The sequence below is a fragment of the Magnetococcales bacterium genome (assembly GCA_015228935.1).
GTDB lineage: Bacteria > Pseudomonadota > Magnetococcia > Magnetococcales > DC0425bin3 > HA3dbin3.
Genome location: JADGCO010000004.1, coordinates 49,056 through 69,809 on the forward strand (window position 1 = coordinate 49,056; position 20,754 = coordinate 69,809).

General features: G+C 55.4%; 17 protein-coding genes. 3 read left to right on the forward strand and 14 right to left on the reverse strand.

Translation table 11 applies throughout. The annotated features are described in order from the left end of the window. Positions 1–60: 60 nt before the first annotated feature. The 11 genes from HQL65_02435 to HQL65_02485 form a co-directional block, all read right to left on the reverse strand. Entirely contained in the window at positions 61–1,167 is a 1,107-nt protein-coding gene (locus tag HQL65_02435) for a glycosyltransferase family 1 protein (protein MBF0135070.1), read from the reverse strand. 13 nt (positions 1,168–1,180) lie between these two features. Next, a complete protein-coding gene (locus HQL65_02440) occupies positions 1,181–2,134 on the reverse strand; it encodes an FkbM family methyltransferase (GenBank protein ID MBF0135071.1) in 954 nt (317 codons plus the stop codon). Beyond that, positions 2,131–2,979: an FkbM family methyltransferase gene (locus HQL65_02445; GenBank protein ID MBF0135072.1), complete on the reverse strand. Its 849-nt coding sequence runs from the start codon at positions 2,977–2,979 to the stop codon at positions 2,131–2,133. Before HQL65_02445 ends, HQL65_02440 begins: the two co-directional genes overlap by 4 nt. Next, on the reverse strand, positions 2,976–4,274 hold the full coding sequence (locus HQL65_02450) for a glycosyltransferase family 4 protein (GenBank protein MBF0135073.1): 1,299 nt from the start codon (positions 4,272–4,274) through the stop codon (positions 2,976–2,978). The genes HQL65_02445 and HQL65_02450 overlap by 4 nt, the downstream gene beginning before the upstream one ends. Before the next feature lie 243 nt (positions 4,275–4,517). Next, positions 4,518–5,756, reverse strand: a complete 1,239-nt coding sequence (locus tag HQL65_02455; GenBank protein MBF0135074.1) for a glycosyltransferase family 4 protein — start codon at positions 5,754–5,756, stop codon at positions 4,518–4,520. Next, a complete protein-coding gene (locus HQL65_02460; GenBank protein MBF0135075.1) occupies positions 5,753–7,528 on the reverse strand; it encodes a hypothetical protein in 1,776 nt (591 codons plus the stop codon). The genes HQL65_02455 and HQL65_02460 overlap by 4 nt, the downstream gene beginning before the upstream one ends. Continuing rightward, positions 7,525–9,024 carry an acetylxylan esterase gene (locus HQL65_02465; protein MBF0135076.1) on the reverse strand — a complete coding sequence of 500 codons (1,500 nt, stop codon included), beginning with the start codon at positions 9,022–9,024 and terminating at the stop codon, positions 7,525–7,527. The genes HQL65_02460 and HQL65_02465 overlap by 4 nt, the downstream gene beginning before the upstream one ends. Further along, on the reverse strand, positions 9,021–9,737 hold the full coding sequence (locus tag HQL65_02470; protein MBF0135077.1) for an acylneuraminate cytidylyltransferase family protein: 717 nt from the start codon (positions 9,735–9,737) through the stop codon (positions 9,021–9,023). Before HQL65_02470 ends, HQL65_02465 begins: the two co-directional genes overlap by 4 nt. Before the next feature lies 1 nt (position 9,738). After that, on the reverse strand, positions 9,739–10,440 hold the full coding sequence (locus HQL65_02475) for a WbqC family protein (protein ID MBF0135078.1): 702 nt from the start codon (positions 10,438–10,440) through the stop codon (positions 9,739–9,741). Continuing rightward, positions 10,437–11,354: a hypothetical protein gene (locus tag HQL65_02480; GenBank protein MBF0135079.1), complete on the reverse strand. Its 918-nt coding sequence runs from the start codon at positions 11,352–11,354 to the stop codon at positions 10,437–10,439. Before HQL65_02480 ends, HQL65_02475 begins: the two co-directional genes overlap by 4 nt. 12 nt (positions 11,355–11,366) lie before the next feature. Continuing rightward, complete coding sequence (locus HQL65_02485; GenBank protein ID MBF0135080.1) at positions 11,367–12,056, reverse strand: acetyltransferase; 690 nt, start codon at positions 12,054–12,056, stop codon at positions 11,367–11,369. A 324-nt stretch (positions 12,057–12,380) separates the two neighbouring features. On the opposite strand from HQL65_02485, the gene HQL65_02490 reads away from it, so the two are divergent. The 3 genes from HQL65_02490 to HQL65_02500 all read left to right on the forward strand — a co-directional run bounded on the left by HQL65_02490 (position 12,381) and on the right by HQL65_02500 (position 16,577). After that, on the forward strand, positions 12,381–12,905 hold the full coding sequence (locus HQL65_02490; GenBank protein ID MBF0135081.1) for a DUF3124 domain-containing protein: 525 nt from the start codon (positions 12,381–12,383) through the stop codon (positions 12,903–12,905). 233 nt (positions 12,906–13,138) lie between these two features. Continuing rightward, positions 13,139–14,206, forward strand: a complete 1,068-nt coding sequence (locus HQL65_02495) for an ABC transporter substrate-binding protein (protein ID MBF0135082.1) — start codon at positions 13,139–13,141, stop codon at positions 14,204–14,206. Between the two features lie 49 nt (positions 14,207–14,255). Beyond that, positions 14,256–16,577 carry a diguanylate cyclase gene (locus HQL65_02500; GenBank protein MBF0135083.1) on the forward strand — a complete coding sequence of 774 codons (2,322 nt, stop codon included), beginning with the start codon at positions 14,256–14,258 and terminating at the stop codon, positions 16,575–16,577. A 190-nt stretch (positions 16,578–16,767) separates the two neighbouring features. Here the strand turns inward: HQL65_02500 and tcmP are convergent, their stop codons facing one another. From tcmP to ettA, 3 genes are all read right to left on the reverse strand, one after another. After that, complete coding sequence (tcmP, locus tag HQL65_02505) at positions 16,768–18,024, reverse strand: three-Cys-motif partner protein TcmP (protein MBF0135084.1); 1,257 nt, start codon at positions 18,022–18,024, stop codon at positions 16,768–16,770. 9 nt (positions 18,025–18,033) lie between these two features. Beyond that, positions 18,034–18,831 (reverse strand): phage Gp37/Gp68 family protein, encoded by a 798-nt coding sequence (locus HQL65_02510; protein MBF0135085.1) that lies wholly within the window; start codon positions 18,829–18,831, stop codon positions 18,034–18,036. A 184-nt stretch (positions 18,832–19,015) separates the two neighbouring features. Beyond that, positions 19,016–20,695 carry an energy-dependent translational throttle protein EttA gene (gene ettA / locus HQL65_02515; protein MBF0135086.1) on the reverse strand — a complete coding sequence of 560 codons (1,680 nt, stop codon included), beginning with the start codon at positions 20,693–20,695 and terminating at the stop codon, positions 19,016–19,018. Positions 20,696–20,754 lie beyond the last annotated feature (59 nt).

Sequence of the window (20,754 nt, forward strand, 5' to 3'; positions counted from 1 at the left end):
AGAGTATTCTCTGGGTTCAAGTCTAATTCTTTTCCGTTCTCATCGCAAACGAATTCAATTTCAAAATCGCTGTTCAACGTTATTGTTCATGGTCTCACGAACCAACGCAACAAAACGCTCACAAAAAAGCTGGCAGGCTTCAGGGCCAAGCAGATAGCGGCGATAGGTTTCCTGTCCCTGGCGGGCCACTTCGGTAAAGTGTGCGGGATTGGCCAGGATGGTGGTGATTTGTTCGTCAAGGTCGGCCAGGTCCCAACGATGGGCCACCATGGTGGTGCCATTTTGATAATAATCCGGCCAGGTTTCCATGTGAGACATGTCGGGTTTCAAGAGGACGGCACCGCACAGGAAGGTTTCGTAATCCCGGTAGGCGATTTCGCCCCAGCCGAAGGGGGAGACCACGAGGCGACTCTCGGCCATTTCGCGCAAAAAATCCGGGCGGGAGAGACGACCGACGCCGCGATAACGGGCCAGCTTTTGATCAATCAGGACTCTCTGGTAGGCGACAACGGCGCTTTTATAGTTGGTATTGATTCGGCAGGCAACCTCCTTGGGGCGTGGCGCGGAGGGCGGGTGACAACGGGTCGCAGGCCGTAGTAACCAACGGAGGGGCCAACGCTGGTAAAGATCCATGCGCCGATGTCCCCAACGGGAATAGTCCGCCAGACCTGAATTCCAGGAGAGACACAGTTTGTCCAGCCAGGCCGGGTTGGCAATGACTGTCGGGGCAACGGGTTCGGGATCGTTGACTCCGGCGTGATGATGGTAAAAATCCGTGAAGAGACGGTTGCCATACATGGGGGAGAGGTAACGCTGTCGATCCCGCAACAGTTGATTTTTGCAATATCGATGCACGAAAGGCAAAACCTGGGTCACGATCCAGCCGCTGTTGTCGCCGGTATCGAAAAAAAGAACCCTCTTGATGCGTTCCTGAAAGGAGGCAAACTCCGCCAGGATGGCGCCCGGGCGCTTTTCCCAGGCCAGGCGATAATACTTGCTCTCGACAATGAGCAGATCGCAGGCAAAAAGATCCGGGGTGATGGCCGTAAACAGGCGGAACTGAATGCCATGTTCACGCAAAGCCACCTGGTAGCGGAGCAAAGGATACAAAAATCCCCGCCCATTGGTGGTGACACACCCTTCCGTCAGGATATGGATGCGTATCATCAAGAAGGGGCCATCAGGCCGAAGTCATTTTTTTCAAGAGAACCGTGCGCAACCCCCCGGACCGACAGATGAATTCAATGGCATCGTCGGGTCTGATATCGCGGAAAATGACCCGGGTCAAAAAATCGGTTTCAATGGGAGGACCGCCCCGATAGCCCCGCGCTTCGACCTTGATGGTGCCCGCCGCACTGGATGAGGCCGCCAAAGGGACCCCATAACCACGGTCAAACAGACGCCGCAGAGGCTTTTCCAGGTCGTGATCCGGGGTATAGCGGGTCAGGTGCGTCTCAAAGATGATCATGGGTGCCATTTTTTCGGCTTCCACGGCTTCCAAAAGACCATTGATCACCTCCACCTCATGGCCTTCGACATCCATGCGAATGAGATCGGGCGGGCCATGCTCCGGGAGCAGTTCCGGCACGGTGATGGTCTCCACATCGATGGTCTTGCCGGTCAGATGGGTGGTTCCGGACCCGACGGGATGGAAGGTGTTGAGGTTGGACTGGGCCGCCAGATGAAAGGTCTGCCGATCATGCCGGTCGGAGACGGCACAGGGCAGAAGTGTCACGTTGGTGCAGTTGTTCAGGGCCAGATTTTTTTTCAGGAGTTCGGCATTGGCCGGTGAGGGTTCGATGGCCACGATGCGGCCCGTGGGACCAATCAGGCCCCGTTCCATCAGAACGTAGTAACCGATATTGGCACCGATATCAAAAACAGTCATCCCCGGTTTCAAGACCTCTTCGAGGATCACCTTGTGGTCCAGCTCCCGGGATCCAAACAGCAACAACGTGCGGGAAATGCCCCGGTCCTGGCTGTCCAGGAACATGCGGTAATCATAGATGGGTTCTTCCAGAAAGCGGTTTCCCAGGAGTCGTCCCTGGACCAGGATCCGCAATCCCTTGAACGCCACCTGGAGCAGGCCGACAGGACCACGGTGGCGCAGAACGGTCGATAGACTGGAGATCATGGCCGATTTTCCTCCCTGGGAAGCAGCAGATATTCATTCATTTCCAGATGGGTGACAGGTGAACGATCCACGGGATCGAGAATGTCGTAATTCAAGGCGTGGAGCAGCTCGACAATGGCGTCGGTGGTCTGCCCCAGCAGGGCAATCTGGCCCGGATGGATGCTCAGGAAAACCAGCGGACGCTTTGTGGTCAGGGTTTCCTTGGCTCCTTGCAGGACAAACAGTTCATACCCTTCCACGTCAATCTTGATCACCTCGGGATGGATGCGGCGTTGCCGACAAAAACCATCGATGGTGACCTGATTTTTTTCCGTGACCTGGTAGGCATCAAGATCTTTTTTGATCACCACGGAGTTCATACCGGCATCGCCGTCCATTTCGTGGAAACGGACGCCGGTTTTTTCGCAGTCTCCGACCAGATCCGGAATGACTTCGACCTGGGTGATCTGATTGGCGGCCAGGTGACCGAGAAGAAACTGCCGGTTGGCGGCAGCGGGTTCAAAGGCGTAGACCCGTCCCTCCGGGGCCAGCACCGAGGCCACCGGCATGGCAACCAAGCCGATGTGGGCACCCACATCCAGGACACAGTGCCGCCCCCGGCAAGCCTCGACACACACCTGGAAACCGGCATTGTGCCGCTCACCCCACTGCTCAAAATTGCTGAAGGCAAAGCGCCCATTCAGGCGAAAAGGTCCGTAAGGACCGATGCGCGACGCCACCGTAGACCGTGACCCGATCCGGCCCTGTAGCCAACGATAGGCGGAACCGGCCAGACGCCAGAAGGGGGCAAACCGCTTTAAAGGTCCGTGTCGAAGATGGCGCAAAGTGCGTATCAATGCCGTCATGCCCTGGTTTGTGCTACAGCCCGATGGTAGAGGTCAATGTATTTTTTCACGACCGTGTCCCAGGAAAAGGCCAGAGAGCGGGCACGTGCCCGTGCGGCCCAGTGGGCGCGTGCCGCCGGATCCTGCAACAGTTGCGCCATGGCTTCGGCCAGAGGTTTCTCATCCCCGGGAGGGACGAGTATACCATCAACGCCCTGCCGAATGATATCCCTGCATCCAGGTGCCAGGGTGGTGATGATCGGCAAACCGGCGGCCATGGCCTCCACCAGGACGATGCCGAAGGTTTCGATCAGGGAAGGAAACACAAAAACATCCGCCGACCGGTACAGGGCCACCAGATCATCGGCAGGCAACTGGAGCGTACTGGTCTGGCCGGGATGCAGAACGGGTTTGGCGGGGGAATTCCAGAGGATGCAGGTCTGCTCCAGGTTCAGTTCGCGGATCAGGGGGAGCAGGGTTTCATTGTTTCCGCCGGCGATCACCACCCGAAAATCTCCGCCATGGGTTTGACGCAGGCGGGCGGCAGCCTGGACCAGAGCCGGAAAATTTTTTTTGGGATGATTGCGACCCACGGCCAGAAAGAGACAGGCCTGGGCCGGAATGCCCAGGTCGGCACGGACTTTTTCCCGATCCACATGCATCTGGAATCGTTCCAGGTCCACCCCGTTGGGAATGGGAGCGATGCGCGTTTCGGCCACGCCCAGATCGCGATATTCCGCGCTGACACTCTCGGTGATGGCCACCAGATATTGTGCTTGTGGCAGCCAGGTGCGGATCAAGGCATCCACCTGGGGATCCAGGCGGGCACCGTAGCCGATGGCGCTGTTTTTTTGAATATCCTCGCCGGCACAGCGCACAAGGTGGGCAATGTTGCCGTGCCGGCGGGCAAAGTGGACCAGGGCCACGCCGACGGGATACCCCACCGTTCCATGCCAGACATCAAAGCGGTAACGTTTGCGCAAACGGGAAAAAAATCGGTCCAGAATCCATAAACCCACATTCGGCCAATGGCTTAAGATTCCCCACATCTTGGGCGGAAACGGGACGACTTCATAGGGGAGATTCCACCCTTGCTGACGCAACTGCCGACAATGGGGTTCGGGGGCAATCACCACCGGCACATGCCCGGCACGTTGCAGACGGGATGCAATGTTGTGCAAGCCGACCTCGGCCCCACCCGTGTTCGGCAGGAATGAAGAGATGGGCAGGGCAACACGCAACGAATTATTCTTGAATGGATCATGCGCCATTTGTGAGCCACTTTCCGCATTGTTCTGCAACGAATCATACGCCATGTTTGTAACTATTTAGCCTCTCCCTATGCATTCTTCTTTGTCATATTATCGACTAACCGCTTGATGAAGAATTAATAAACGTTTGAAAAACTGGGATGGAGGTCCAGGAGGAAGGGCTGTGCCCTTCCTCCTGGCGGGGTTTGGGGCGAAGCCCCAACAAGGTCTTTCATGTCGAATCCTTTTTTTGAGAGCCCCAACAAGGTCTTCATGTCGAATCTTTTTTTTGAAAGGGTTCTGAAATGGTTACCCATGTTCAAGCAGCTTTCCCACGTTCAACACCGGGTCCCGGGATGGCGCGGTCAAGGCGTCGAGCAGACGTCGATAGTCCCCATCGATGACAGATGTGGCTGCCTGAGCGTGCATGTCACGGGCCATGCGGCGGCATTGTTCCACGGGCATGGCCTCGGCAAGCAGCATGGCCGCCGCCCAGGCATCGGGGTCCAGGGGCCTCAAGAAACCATTTTCCCCCTCCCGGATCCACTCCTGGAATGCCGCCTCTGCCGCATTGGCCACCACCGGCACGCCACACGCGATGGCTTCCAGCATCGGGGTACCCAGACCTTCATCCCAGGCCGGCAGGGTATAGATATTGGAGAGCTGCATGAAAGGGGCGGCGGGCACATGGCCCTGTTTCAGAAAGACCCGCTCCGCAAGTCCGAGTTCCAGAATCCTGGCCTCGATCCTTTGAAAAACAGCCTGATCCCGCTCCCGAAAAGGACCACTTTCCACCAACGGCCCGGCCAGAACCAGCTTGAAGCGGGTCGGCAGACGGGCCAGAACCTCCAGCAGGAAGATTTGATTTTTACGCGGGATGAACTTGGCCACTGCGGTGATGACACATGCATCGGTCTGGAAGGGAGTCCACTGTTGCCGGAGGGTTGCCCGGTTGGCAAAATCCGGAAAAAAGCGGGTTTCGTCCACCGGATTGGGGCGGATCCAGACATTGGTTCGCAGCCCCAGCCGGGCACACACCGCGCCCAACTCCCGGGAGATGGCCACCACAATCGTTCCCTGCGTCAGATCGGGTCGCCAGAAACGCCGCAGGCCGGGAAAATTGAGATCCGGACTGGCCCCGGCATTGACGAGTTCGAGAAGCAGGGGAATGCGGTGCCAGCGTGACCACACCACGGCAGCGATGGTGGCCGGGGAGATGCCCAGGACATGAACCACGTCCGGATGCCTCTGGCACAATACGCGCCAGGCGGTCAGACCTTCCCACCAGATTTGCACGGCCTGCACGACCCGCCGCAAACCGTGCCAGGGAATCCGGTGGGTATGCTGAAACAGACGCGAGGCCAGACGCCACACGCTGACTCCCTCGAAGACCTCCTTTTGCCGACCGGCATGGGTCAAGGCGTTGCACACCACTTCCCATTCCAGATCGGGCCAGCGCTGGTGCAAACGTTTCCAGGTGGCATGAACACGGTTTCCCGAACCGGAATATTCCGGTGGATACTTGCTGGAGACGACCAGGATTTTCATGATCCAGGGGAGGAGAAAAATCGGTCGATGGTCAGGAGTCCATTCAGCAGGGCGCAATGGTCCCGTTGGCCGGCAAAGTGTTCCTCCACCAGGGAGCGGATACGTTCCATGTCAAACAAACCCAGGGCCGTCAAAAATTCGGAGTCCGGCAACACCCGGACCAGATCCTGAATGGTGGGGTTCATGTCAATCGACTCCCGGGCGGGTGGCCAGGAACGATCCTCATTGCGAGGCATGCTGCGCAGCCGGGGTCCCAGCAGGCGGTTGGCCGCCGCCCGTCCCCAGCGCAGGGCCGTCGCCTGCCACAAGGGCAGGTCGGCACGGATATTGTGGTTGGCGTTGCGCACCTGCATCATTTTGGGATTCAGGTGGCGAATGGCCAACTGATAGGCCCGCCAGTTGTATTTGTAGTCAACCGGCATGGCCAGACACAGATCGTACAGATTGTTTTCCATGGACGGCACGCGATAATCCACATAACTGTGCAGCGAAAAAGCCATCTGGAACGAGTAGTGGCGGGCAAAATTATGCAGATGCATGAACTCCCAGAGGTCGTACCCCTCGGCCCCGAAGCCGCGCCCCAGGGTCAGGCGTTCCTCGACACTGTGGCGCAGATGGGCAAGCAGGTCTGCACGCCGCTCGGGACGCACAATTTCCCAGGGATCCGAAGTCTTGATGCGATAACTGATGGTATTCAGGAACTGCCCGGCCAGATCCCGGTCAAGACCATGCAGCCGGAAGGCACAGGTTTCCGTTCCCAACAGGCGCAGGGGGGCCTTGGGAAGGTAGTGACCACAAAACATGATATCCAGGGCCAGACCCAGAAAAATGGCATTGGCCGATGGCAGGATTTCCCGCCCATAGCCGGCGAATTGGGCCTCGGTATAATTGGTCATGCCGCCCGCAACAAAGACGGCATCATCGACGCGATCATTGAGATACTGGACCGGACGCGAAATAAAGTGATGGGGCACCTGGGCAATCCGGGTCAACTCTGCGGCCACCTCGAATTCATTGTTGCGTTGCGGGCAGTTGGTAAAGCAGACGATTTTGCCCATGGTGCCCGCCAGAATGGCGCGTGAATCCAGCCCGCCGCTCAGCATCAACCCGTATTGGCGCTCGTCCGACTGGTAGAGGGCCACGGAATTCCGCAACCGTTCGGCCAGATCTTTGGCAAAACCTTCCAGGGACAACGTGGTCTTGGTGAAGGTGGGATGCCAATACCGCCGTATCTCACCGTCTCCCATGGACAACACCGAGGCAAACGGGAGAAAGCGGCTCTCTTTTTCGTAGGTTTTCTCCCCGAACAGACGCCGGAAATAGAGAAACTCGAAAAAATGGGCCGGAATCAATTGGGGTTTGTCAATCCGGGTGAACAAATCCTTGAACGAGGTGCTGCCCAGCAGGCGCTTGCCTTGCAGCCGATAATAAAAGGCCCGCGAGGCAAAACGATCCGTGATCACCCTCAATTCCGGAGTCCGTGAATCGTAGAGGAGGATCAGGAACGAGCCATTCAGGCTGCGGGCAAAATCGGCGGGTTCCGGATTTTCTTGCAGGTGGCGGATCACGCCGGAATCATGAATGCGATCCTGGATGGCCGGGTGGCCGCACAGCACCACGAGGCGTTTGCCCAGGCGGTGCAGACGCGGCATGGGGTGCATGTTTCTGGCGGTCAGGATGAAAAAATTGTCGGCAAAGAGAACATCCTTGTCGGTGGGGGGAGGGGTCACCCCATCCGGATCGAAGGTAACGGTCAGGAGGAACGTGTTCATATCAACTCCATGAAAGCGGGCCAGGCCACATCCGGATAGAAGCGATGCCCTGCCGGACCGGCCACGGCCCGAATATGTTCGGGTCTGCCCAAACGCGCATACACCGGTTGTGCCCCGGCCACGGCAGCCGCCACCTCGGCAAAGGGGTAGATATGGTCCTTGTGACCCGACACGGCCACCAACGGACGCGGAGCTAACAGGGCCAGGATATCGTCATATTCCAGCCATTCAAGGATTCCTGGAATGACGGTATCCGGGCAGGTTTTGCGCCGACCGCTCGTGGTGCGAAAGCGTCCAACGCAACTGCCGGCAATCACCCCGGCAATACGTTCATCCAGGGCGGCGGCATAGAGGGCGGTATCGCCGCCGCCGGAATTGCCCATGGCATGGATGCGGTGCGGATCAATTTGCAGGTGCGGGGCGGCATGCACGAGCCAGTTGATCACGGCCTGGATATCCATGACCCGTTCGGCCAGCAGGGTCCGGCCCAGCAGCAGGGCACGATTGACCTGATCGATGCAGGGGTGGTCCCACTGGTGGGTCACTTCTTGTTCCCGGCGCTCGCCGAAACCGCTTTGTTCGATACAGACCGCCACAAACCCCCTGGCCACCGCCTGGACGGCGAAATCCCCGCCCCGCGCCAGGCGGGCCGGATCGATGGTCTCCCGCGCCTCGCCCCAGGAAATATGGGCACCCGAGGTATGGCCTTGCAAACAAAGCATCACCGGCGCGGCAATCGCACTCTGTCGGGTCGGATCCAGCACCAGGCTGGCCACCACCCGCCGCACCGGCGACAGGTGCAGATAACAGGCCTCGCGCAGCAGGCCGTTGGGCAGCATGTCACGCCAGGAATGTTCGAGTTCCGGCAGATTTGTATTGTCATGAAACCCCATCAGCAGCGACAGTTTTTCTCTGGCGCGGCGTTGCCACTCCCGGGGATCGTTTTTTTCATTCGTGACGTCCGAAGGATCGATCCGGGACGCAGTTCCACCGTCCATGGCATTCTGGATCGTGACCTGGGACACGGACTTGCCGTCAATTTCACTCCGGGTACTGCCTCGGGACGCGGAGTTGCCGTTCGTGTCTGCCGGGGTATGGGTCGAGGCCTCGGCTTGATCATCGGTTTTATCCGATGCGCAGAACCGGGACCAGGAGAGACGCAAGGCTGCCTGGGCATAGGCTGCAAAATGGTCGGCGCTGGGACTGAGCGTTCCGACGGGTGGCGTGGCACCGGGTCGTTGCGGAGAGGGCCAGGGTCCCAGAATGGGGGTCAATTTTTGCCGCAGACGCAACAGCCGCGCCGCGACCAGGGGACGCTGCCGCAGGATGTACAAAATTTTGCGTAACGAAAAAAACCCCTCGCGCCAGATGGGAGCGGAATCTTGAAGCGCGACCGGGGATAGAGACACAGAAACCTGCTGGCTGGAAAGAGGTGCAGAAGAGGGTGTCACGGCGGGGGTTTGCCGGTCACGAGGAGGGGCAGGGGAGGGTATCACGGCGGCTTGCCGCCCTCAAGAATTTGCCGCCCGAGATAAATGGCCTCGGCCATGGCCCAGTCGTCGGCATCGTCGATATCGACCGACTGAACCCGGGGCATGGGATAGCCCAAAAAATCATCATCCCGCCCGGCTCCCTGGATATCAAGAATGCGGCGGGCCGGAAAAAAGGTGAATGACCCGGCCTCGTGATATTTTTTGCCCAAATCCTGGGAACGAACCTTGAACATGCCGGGTTGGTTTGGGGTCAGGCGATTCCCTTCACCGAGAATATAGGCCCACTCGACAGGGACGGCATAGGGGGTGATGCCCAGCACCGACAGGGTGGGGTTGGCCTCCTGCAAGGCCGATGCCCCCCGCAAATCCGCCGCCGCCACCAAAGGCGAGCAGGGGTTCAACAGACATACCTGGGTAAAATGCCGCCCCCGTTCCTGCCATGTCTCCAGGACATGTTTGAGTACCGGCATCAGGGGGGTATGATCATCGGCCAGTTCCACGGGCCGGGGAAAAGCCACGGCATGTCCCAGAGAGGCCACGACCTCCATGATCCGGGTGCTTTCCGTGGAGACGTGAATGACGTCGAAGATGCCCGACTCCCGGGCCGCCCGCAGGGCATGACCGATCATGGGTAGGCCACAGAAGGGGCGAATGTTCTTGTCCGGCAACCGTTTGCTGCCGCCCCGGGCCGGAATGATGGCGATGCGTGCAGTCATGTCAGGAAATTTTGCATCCTTTCCGAATGAGTTCCAGACTTTCCGGTCCACAATTGCAGAGCAGATCCACAACCGACATGTAGGGAATGAACTCCCCAAAGGGTTGCGCATACTGTGGATGCTCGAAGGCAAAGTAACCGACCGGAATTCCCCGGTCAGCAAAGGCCGTGGAATTGTCGAGATACTCTTTGGAGCCAGGCGGCGACACATAGCGGGTCGCTCCCAGATGGGTGCAGATTCCGGCCAGGAGTTCCGCCTTGCTCCCTGTGGTTTCCAGGGTACTTGCATACAGCAACGGTGTCGTGATGCCCAATCGGTCGCGCAGCCATTGAATCAGTTCCATGGTCAGGGCGGCCAAGCGGGCATGGCCTTTTTCAAGAATATCGATCAATCCGGGAACATAATCCTGGAAGTAGGGGGTTTTGCCATAAGCAGTACGCAGGGAGCGGGCATGCGTCACGATAAAATCCCGCCCGGTGTCGATGGCGACATCCTGGATGCGTTGCTCGCGCAGTCCCTTGCTCAGGACAGGTACCGTCAACCATTGGGCACCATCCGCCGTCTTGATGCGGTTGCGTTGTTGCCAGGAGCGCCGGTCGTATTGTACGGAGTCCAGCAGGACAAACTGATCCACCTGATCCATCAGCCCGAAATATCCGGCCCATGGCAGGTAGGTGGGTTGCATGATGGCGAGGGTGGTCACGCTTCGACTGCCAGTCCGGCACCCCAGGTGCCATAGGCGTTGCCATTGTAGATCATGAACTTGCGTCCCTTGTGTTGGGCGATGACCGCATATTCGATCATTTCGGAATCCCAGCCATCCGGGGAGACGGTGATGCCGACAAAATCGTCATTGCGGATCCAGTTGATGCCGTCCTCGGACTCCGCATAAGCCAGACGGTAGGCTTTTCCTTTGGCCGCAAACCACATTTTGTAGACACCATCTTCCAGCAACACGAAGGGGCGGGCCAGGGCGTTTTCGTTTTCATCACGAAAATCGATGCACACCGTTCCATCCCGTTGCCAGTCGATACCGTCATGCGACGTGGCATGCTGGAGATTGTAGCGGGGCAGATCCCGATGTCGCCAGGCTGTGCCTGCCACATACCACATTCGCCACAGGCCATGGTCGTAGATCACAAACGGGGCCGTGTTGATATAGGGATTGATGTGATTGCGATCCAGGACCGGAGCTTCGGAATATTTCTTGAATGTCGCGCCGTTGTCTTCGCTGAGAGCCAGTCCGGCATAGAGATCCATGCGCGTGGTGCCACCCGGCTTGAAGCCGACATAGTACATGTATTTGCGTTTGCCGTGATTGACCAGGCAGTTGGGTACCACGCCATTGTCATCGAAGGTGCCCAAATGCCCTGGAAAGATCACCGGTTCCCTGGCCCAATCGACCACCTTGCCATCCTGTTCCAGATCGATGATGGCCCAGGCGACATGGGTTTGATTCTTGTCGTTGCGGCCCCCGAAATAGACCTTGAAACATCCCCCTTCGACGGGAATGGGATCGATGGTGGGAGCCATGATATGGGTACGATTCCACCAGAGTTCGGTCCGGGGTTCGAGGATCAGCCCTTTTTTTTCCCATTTAATTTTTTTCGTGAACATCGGCATCCTCCCTCAACCCTTGACGGTATCCGCATCGGTCAGACCGAACAGTTGGTAGGTATCGGTTTTTTCCGCCTTGGTGCGTTCCGGTGCAAACAGTTGCCGTGGTTTGGTATTGCGCATGATCAAGGATCCGGCTCCGACCATATTTTCCGGGGCGACCACGATCCGGTCCCGAACTGTCGCATTGACACCGAGATAGGTGTAGGCCCCCACCCGGGAATAACCGGAAACCACCGCCTGTCCGGCGACAAAACAGTGATCCTCGATGACGGCATTATGGCCGATATCGCACCCGCACCAGAGGATGACATCGTTGCCGATGCTCGTGAAGGGTTGCACCGTGCAATGGTCAAAGATGAACACATTGTCCCCGATGGTGGAGTTGGACCAGATTTGCACGCTCGGGTGGACATAGGAAACCAGCGTATACCCCTTGGCCTTGGCTTCGTGATACACCCTGGCCCGGGTTTTGTTGAGTTTTGACTGGCCCACGGCGACATACATTTTATACTGATCCGGCGGGTGGGTCGTCGTCAAACTTTCAAACTCCACGACCGGGCGGTCAAAAAGGGTATGTTCCTGCCGATGCGCCGCATGCACCGCAAAGGCCACGACCTCGTAGGAGCTGGCTTCATTGAAGTAGGTAAAGGCGATTTTGGCAAAATCCGCCGTTCCGAATAGAATGATTTTCTCTTTCATGACATTCCTGCCCGGAAAAACTCTGAAATGGTGGCACCGGCACCGCCGACCAACCCGGCTTGAGCACGGCTCGATTGACCCCAGAGGATGGCGTCTATCCAGTCAAGGTGTCAACGGATCATGGCAGGCTTGTCATTTCGAGCCTGGATTGCGCAATCTGAAATCCTGCCTGCTTCAGATGGCAATGTGATCTGTGAACGGCCTTGGCCATGCGCATGTTTTTTCTCAATTGATCATATCCCCATAATTGGTATAAGTTACCCTTGCTTGTTCTTGTTTGTTTTTGTTATTTCCAACCGTGATCGCCGGCAGGGGGAGGATTTCATGAAATATGCTCGTTTCATCTGGATTGCCGTTTTCCATGTTGTCCTCCTGATCTCTTTTCCGGTGGCAGCCAGTGAGAATATCACGCCGCCCCTGTTAAAAAATCAAGCGGTTTACGCTCCTGTCTATTCGCATGTGTTGCACGGCAATCTGGGACGCGACGGCAAACCCGAAGAGATGCTGCTTTCTTCCATGTTGAGTGTCAGAAATACCGACCCATCTTATGGCATGACTATTATCAAGGTTGATTATTATGACACCCATGGTCAGATTATTCGTCGGTACATCACCAAGCCTGTCACGATTCCAGCCATGGGTTCCACCGATTTTTTTGTGGAAAACAGGGACCGTTCCGGTGGAACCGGAGCCAATTTTGTTGTCGAATGGGAAGCTGCCCAACCCATAAACCAGCCTATCGTGGAATCCGTTCAGGTATATTTCTGGGGAACCCAGGCCCAGGCCTTTGTCAGTCGTGGACAACCCATCCACCTGCATGTCAAACCCGAGGTTCAACCTGCAAAATAAAATACATATATGGGTCGAAGGAGTTTTTTTATTGCCACATCTGTTGTTGGCAAGTCACCAGATTGCCTGTTTCTGTAATGGTATCGGTTTTTGTTTACACCCTTGACGAATAGGAATGGTGCATGAATCTGGGTCGTTGGCGGCTGCCATGGATATCTGCCAGAGTGTTGTTGGCGGTGTGTGGTGTGGTGATGGGTATTTGTCCTGTCCTGGCGGGAGAGATCAAGGTTGGTATGTCCTCGGCTTTCAGCGGCCTGGCAGCAGCCATGGGCGAGGGGATGAGACAAGGGGTGGAAAGCCATTTCAGGAAAATCAGCTCGGACGGTGGTGTCCATGGCCAGACCGTGCGGTTGATTGCCCTGGATGATGGCTACGAACCCGAACGCACGGCTCCCAATGTGCGACGCCTGATCGAAGAAGAAAAGGTCATTGCTCTCATCGGCAATGGGGGAACACCAACTGCCGTGGTGACCGTTCCCATCGTGCAGCAGATGAGGACACTGTTATTCGGGGCCTACACCGGCGCAAGCCTGTTGCGCAAAAAACCCCCGGAACGTTACGTCGTCAATTATCGCGCCAGCTACCGGGAAGAGACGGCGGCCATGGTCACCGGCCTGCTCAATCGCGGCATCAAACCGGAAGAGATTGCCTTTTTCACCCAAAATGACAGTTTCGGGGATGACGGTTATCGAGGGGGGATCGAAACCCTCCAGGCCATGGGCTTTTCTGCTGCCGAAAAATTGCCGCATGGACGTTATACCCGCAACACGATCAACGTGGAAGAAGGGTTGAGTACCATCCTTGCCGGCAAGGTGGACCCCAAAGCCATTATCCTGGTAGGTTCCTACAAACCCTGTGCCGCCTTTATTCGCCTCGCCCGCCGTGATCTGCCCAACACCCTGTTTCTCAATGTCTCGTTTGTGGGCAGCGAACCCTTGGCACGGGAGCTGGGTGCCGAAGCCGAGGGCGTGATCGTGACGCAGGTGGTTCCGCCTCTCGACAGCGATCTGCCCCTTTTGCACGAATTTCGGCAGGTCATGAAGGATATGGGCATGAATTCCAGTCTGATCGCCCTGGAAGGATACCTGGTTGCGCGTCTCTTTACCCTGGGGTTAACCAAAGCCGGGCCTGATCCAACCCACGAAAGTCTGGTCGATGCCCTGGAAAACCTTGGCACGGTCGATCTGGGCCTGGATACTCCCCTGCATCTGAGTCGTGAAGAACATCAGGCAAGCCATCGCATCTGGCCCACTGTTTATCGCCAGGGGCGCTTTGTGACCCTGGATTGGAAAAACTTGTGAACACAAATGCGACAAAGGCATCCATGATGCTTTTCAGGGGAACGTGAATATGGCATTCGGTTTGAAATTAAGCATTCGCAACATGGTGTTGGGCTTGGCCATGGCCTCTGTGCTTTTCATCCTGTTGCTCTCCACTGTCGCCTTGCTCTCCAACCATCGGCTGGTGAAATATCACGAAGAATTGGTGGAAAGTGCCTTTCCGGTCAGCGAAGCTGTGCGAAGCGTGTTGGAAATCGTCATGCGGCTCAAGGATCGGCAACACGAAATGATGAATGTCATCTCGGTCGCCGAGTTGATGGCCATCACCTCGCGCACCCCCCTGGAACAACGCTATGACCAGGAGCGCCAGCGCCTGGAGGGCATTCTGGTGCGCTTTCCCGCAACCAGGGAAAATCTGACCGAACTGGATCGCAACTTTGTTGACCTGCTCAAGGCGGACAGCCGCTTGACAGAACAACGTCGGCAGTGGCTGCTTCTCTCTGCACGCTTGAAGGATGGTTTTCATAAGTTGGAGCGGGAAGCAGATAAAATTGTCCTCATGGCAGATGCATTGGCAGGCAAGACGCGGCTCGAAGAGTATCGTCGCATCAGACGCATCCGATCCCTGCTGGAACAAGAGGCAACGGAAACAACCTGGCTTCCTTTGGTTCGCGAGCAGTTCAAGACAACTTCGGCACATGTCCAGAATGCCACGGCCAATGTGCGTCAGGGAAGTCTTGCCCTGGTTCTGCTCAGCCGCCAGTTGACGATGGAAAGGCGTCGGGATCTGCTGATCAGCATTCGCGCCAATGGCATTGAACAAGCCATGGGAACCATTCGTGACGCCCTTTCCCGGTTGAAAGATCAGATCGATGCGGGATCGGAACTGCATCCTCTGACCCTGGAGCTGGAGTCTTCTGTTCTGAAAATTCCATCACTTCTGACCGAGGGGGAAAACTCCCTTTATCAGTTGTTACAGGCCTCGTTTGTCGCTGATGATCTGTTGCGCGACTTGCGTGTCCAATTGAATCAGGCTGCGGTCCAGGTCATGCTGAATGTGGAACAACTCTCTTCTCCTGCCGGGTTGCTGCGGGGTGAAATTGCCGCCGATACCCAAGCCGTGGTTACCGCCAACCGCTGGATGATGCTCTCAATCAGTGTCCTGGCACCGCTGACCATGACTGCGGCGATTTTTCTCTTCCTGCGCTGGCTGATGCAACGTACCCGCCGGATTGTGCATTCACTGCAAGTTTGTTCCGAAGGAAATTATTCAAGTCGTGTTCCCCTGGAGGGAACCCGCGACGAACTGGACAATATTGCAGTGATGGTCAATTCCCTTGCGCAAACCTTGCAGCGTTTGGAGTCTTCCGATCAGCATGCTCTCATGTCCCGTCTCGCTCTCAATGCCTTGCTTGAAACTTCCCTGACGCCTTTGACGCTACAAGACTACCTTAAAACAGCCCTGCAAATCATTCTGAACATTCCCTGGATCAAGGCCTGGAACAACAAGGCAGCCATCTTTCTTGTGGATCAAGAAACAGGCGTCATGCAATTGACCGTATCTGTTGGACTTTCATCAGAAGAGGTGCAGATTTGTTCCCAGGTGAAAGCGGACCATTGCCTGTGTGGCATCGTCCTGGCCAAGGGCACGATGGAATTTGGCAACAACAAGGATGCCCGCTGCCTGATTCGTCATCCCGGAGTGGACGACCACAGCCAGTATTGCATGCCCATTCTCTCCCGGGGAAAGGTGTTGGGAGTTTTGACCCTTCAGGTGGATAAGGCCCCGTCCCAGGATGCGGAAATCGAGGCCTTGCTGACCAGTATCGTCCACTCCCTGGCAGAGGTGATCGAACGCAAACGGGTGGAAGAACGCCTTGAACATATGGCGCATCACGATCTTTTAACCGGCTTGCCCAACCGCTCCCTGTATCATGAACACCTGGATCGGGTCTTGTCCAGGGCAGCCCGCACCCGGACCATTGCGGCGGTCATGCTTCTGGATCTGGATCGTTTCAAACAGGTCAATGACTCCCTGGGGCATGCCGCCGGAGATGCCTTGCTGGTGGAAGTAACCAATCGGATTCAGGGAACCTTGCGGGCATCGGATCTCCTGGCCCGTTTTGGCGGGGACGAGTTTGCCGTGGTTCTTGAAGATGTTGCCACAATCCAAAACGTCACCCTCGTGGCAGAAAAAATTCTGCTTTGTCTTGGCAAACCGTTTGATATCCAAAATACGGAATGCTCGATTGGGGTGAGTATCGGCATCAGCCTGTATCCCGAACACGGTGAAAAGGCAGAAACCCTCATGTCCCATGCCGACAAGGCCATGTACGCCGTCAAGACGAGTGGACGCAATAATTTTCAGTTTGCTCACGCTTCTCACAATTGATGAACACTGACGCCACCCTCGAAAGTCTCAGTTTAGATTCCACATCAGCAATGGCTGCCGTGTCACTCAATCTGCCTCCCGCTCCCAATTCGCCAAAACCGGAATCGTTGATGTCAGGGTTTATGCAACTAGACAATTATGGATGTTTGTAAATTAATATCATCAGAAATCGAGATTTTTACAGAAAATTTTAATCGTAAGTTAGCGGCAAACGTAGCTGTGGATTACGAATGATCGTATCTTCAGGTTTCATGGCACTGGTTTTTTTACGTATTTCTCCATTTGGACCAATGATCAGAATATCTTTTTCTCGTAAGGAAGGCTGGAATGCTTCCTTGAGCATAGTCACTGTTGCCGGAGTTCCGTTAAAATTGTTTTCCAAAAACTTACTGAATAAGATACCTTCTTTTCCGACGCAATCGTAGATGTGTTTGGGTAGATCATCGGAAAGCTGTTTGACACTTATAGTCCTATCATCCTCATCGAATTGAAAAACACGTTGTCCTGTCAAGGCAACATCATATTTTGAGTCATAGACAAACATCTTCAACCCAGGTCCTCCATAATGCAAAAAACGACCAGATTTTTCCCAATGCAAACCCATCATGACATCTTTGGCACGATAATGCTTTGAGAGATGGATCCAACAATAGGCACGAGTAGAGTCAGCAGATCGTATGAGAAATGGGGTATAAAATGATGCTCCAGACTCCTGGAAAATGCCTGGAATCAATCTTTCCTGAATCTTGTGACGCCATTGACTATCTGATTTCAATCTCTTTAGCTCATCTTCAGTTGGAAGATAACGTTCAATACCGATATTTCGAATCGTTTTCTCCAGATTCGGACTATAATAATCAATCATGGCATCCACGGCAAACGTCATGATCACTTCAGAGGATATAAATATACTAAAAATATTTCTTAGCATTTGCATGGTAACATTTTTATAACCATACTGATCCAGAATAAATATTACTTTACTAAATTTCTCTTTGTTTATTTTAGAAATCAACTCAATAAATATATCCTCAAAATTTTTATTGTGAAGATGTATATTCTCAGAATAAGGAACATTGCCCTCGCACAACATGCGAGATAGGCATTTAAATCCATTTAAGTCTTTTTCGATAAAATGAAAAGTTGGCAAAACTGTGAGCGGAATTTGTCTGGTTGCGTTAATTTCGTTTTCGGCTTGGCGAATCGCTCGCAGAATAATCAGAGGCGACCCTTCATGTCTTTCCTTGCTGACCGGATTTTTATATACCCCACCACCAGCAAAACCATCGACCACGGCGATTCGCAGTTTATCGATACGTGGATTCCTAGCTACGACATGAACATATTGGACAAGGTAATCCCGCAGGATTTCATGTTTGATCAGGGAATGTGTTTCAATATCTGGAGGGTTATCAAAATCCCAGTCATATCCACCTTTGGCGGGCATGGTCTTTCTCTAAATGGCATCAGATGATATGGAAGTTGTTCTATGTGCATCCGGGTATTCATGCACCAGATTGCCTTGAAACAGATTTCCGTTATCTTTTTTGGAACGATGCATGCCGTCCTGACCAAAGGTACCCCATTGTTTGAAAAAGAACGACACTCCGGCTTTTTTGCACTGTTGGTAGATTTTTTCTACCCATTTTGGTTGCATGGGTCTGGCTCGTGCCCCACTTTCACCTCCGGCGATGACCCAATCCAGTCCGTTCGGTCCAATCCATGGACCGAGATCCACGGCTCCTACCAGAGGTTCGCATGACACAAAACGAACTTTTGCCGGTGTATCAAGTAGATAAGGCAAACGGTGCATGGCACACTCCTGGTTTTCGGCTGTTGTCCCAAGCCAAACATGAGCCGGCCAGTCATTATTCCATGGCACCATTTTTGGAACACACTCCGGCCTTTTGGTTACCAAAAGCCAATCAAGCCATGGTGTATTGGCAATCAGACTCCATAGTCGCTCGCGCAATGGATCCAGATCTTTTCGCTCTTCAAATACGTCTGCCATTGAGGAACAAAAAACTTTCTGTCTCTCTTGTTGACGTTCTGCACTCTGATTCCACCGCAAAGGCTCTCGCCAATGTTGGTCTCCAAAGAAACGCCTCTCAGCATCATGTCCCCAAATACGCATTCCCATCCTGGCGGCCCAAATCTGGGCATAGCAATGGTCGCAGCCCGTGGAAACTTTTTCGCAACCCCACCAGGGATTGAAAGTGTGGTGCGTCCAGTCGATTTTTGAGTTTTTTCCCATGAGCCGAACATTTATTTCCGTATCTGTTTGACAAGCCACCAGATGGCCAGCCCGGTCAACAGGACGTTGACCACAATGCCCACCACCCAGAAAGCCGGACTGGCTGTCATCTTTCGATTCCTTGGCTGTTCATAACGCTGAAATCAAGCCGGGAAGCCGGACTGGCCGGCTTCCTGACAATGGCTCAGCGGGTCAATTTTTTGTAGCGGACCCGATGGGGTTGATCGGCGGCCTGTCCCAGGCGTTTGTGACGATCCGCTTCATAATCCTGATAGTTGCCCTGGAAAAAGACCACGCTGGAGTCCCCTTCGAAGGCCAGGATATGGGTGGCGACCCGGTCCAGGAACCAGCGGTCATGGGAAACGATGACTGCGCTGCCGGGAAACTCCAGCAGGGCCTCTTCCAGGGCGCGCAGGGTTTCCACATCCAGGTCATTGGTTGGTTCGTCCAGGAGCAGCAGGTTGCCGCCACCCTTGATCAGGCGAGCCAGATGGACCCGGTTGCGTTCGCCGCCGGAGAGGACTTTGACTTTTTTCTGTTGATCGGCACCTTTGAAGTTGAACCAGGAGACATAGGCACGTGAGTTGACCTCCCGGTCTCCCAAGGGCACCATGTCCGCGCCGTCGGAAATGACATCCCAGACATTTTTTTCTGGATCGAGGGCTGCGCGACTTTGATCGACATAGGTCAGTTTGACGGTTTCGCCCAGGGTCAGGGATCCGGTATCGGGTTGTTCTTCGCCGGTGAGCATGCGCAGGAAGGTGGTCTTGCCCACACCGTTGCCGCCGACGACCCCCAACAGACCACCCCGTGGCAGAATGAAGGAAAGATTGTCGATCAAAGCGCGATCGCCAAAGCCTTTGCCCACCCCTTTGGCCTCGATGACCACATCGCCCAGACGGGGACCGGCGGGAATGAAAAGCGAGGTTGTCTCACGGCGTATTTCCCGATGCTGGGCAGCAAGCTCTTCATAGGCGGACATGCGGGCCTTGCTTTTGGCCTGGCGGGCCTTGGGGGAGGAGCGTACCCACTCCAGTTCGTGTTGCAGCCGTTTGGTCAGGGCTTCGTCTTCGCGCTTTTCCAGGGCGAGGCGTTGCTCTTTTTGTTCGAGCCAGGAGGAGTAGTTGCCTTCCCAGGGGATGCCACGACCCCGATCCAGTTCCAGGATCCAGCCGGCGACATTGTCGAGAAAATACCGGTCGTGGGTCACGGCCACCACCGTGCCGGGATATTGTTCCAGGAAACGTTCCATCCAGGAGACCGATTCGGCATCCAGATGGTTGGTCGGTTCGTCCAGGAGCAAAAGATCCGGGGCGCTGAGGAGCAGCCGACAGAGGGCGATGCGGCGCTTTTCCCCGCCCGAAAGATGTTTGACTTCGGCATCCCAGGGGGGGAGTCGCAGGGCATCGGCGGCAATTTCGAGCTTGCGGTCGAGGTCCCACCCTTCCACCCGGTCGATGGCTTCTTGCAGCTCGGCCTGTTCGGTGACCAGGGCATTCATCTCGTCGTCGGTGGTCACGTCACCGAATTTCATGGAGACTTCGTTGAAGCGGTCGAGGAGTTTTTTGACATCAGCCACCCCCTCCTCGACGTTACCTCTTACGCCTTTGGCGGGATCGAGTTCCGGTTCCTGGGAGAGAAACCCGACCCGGATTCCCGGGGCTGGTTTGGCTTCGCCGTTGAATTCATGATCGATTCCGGCCATTACCCGCAGCAGGGAGGATTTGCCGGCACCATTCAATCCCAGCACGCCGATTTTGGCACCCGGCAGAAAGGCCAGGGTGATGTTTTCCAGAATGATGCGCTTGGGTGGCACAACCTTGGTCAGCCTGTGCATGGTAAAAATGTATTGGTGCGTTGCCATGATGTCGATCTCTCCACAATATTCTTTTTCAACCAACCTGAGCAGACCCGGATCAGCCG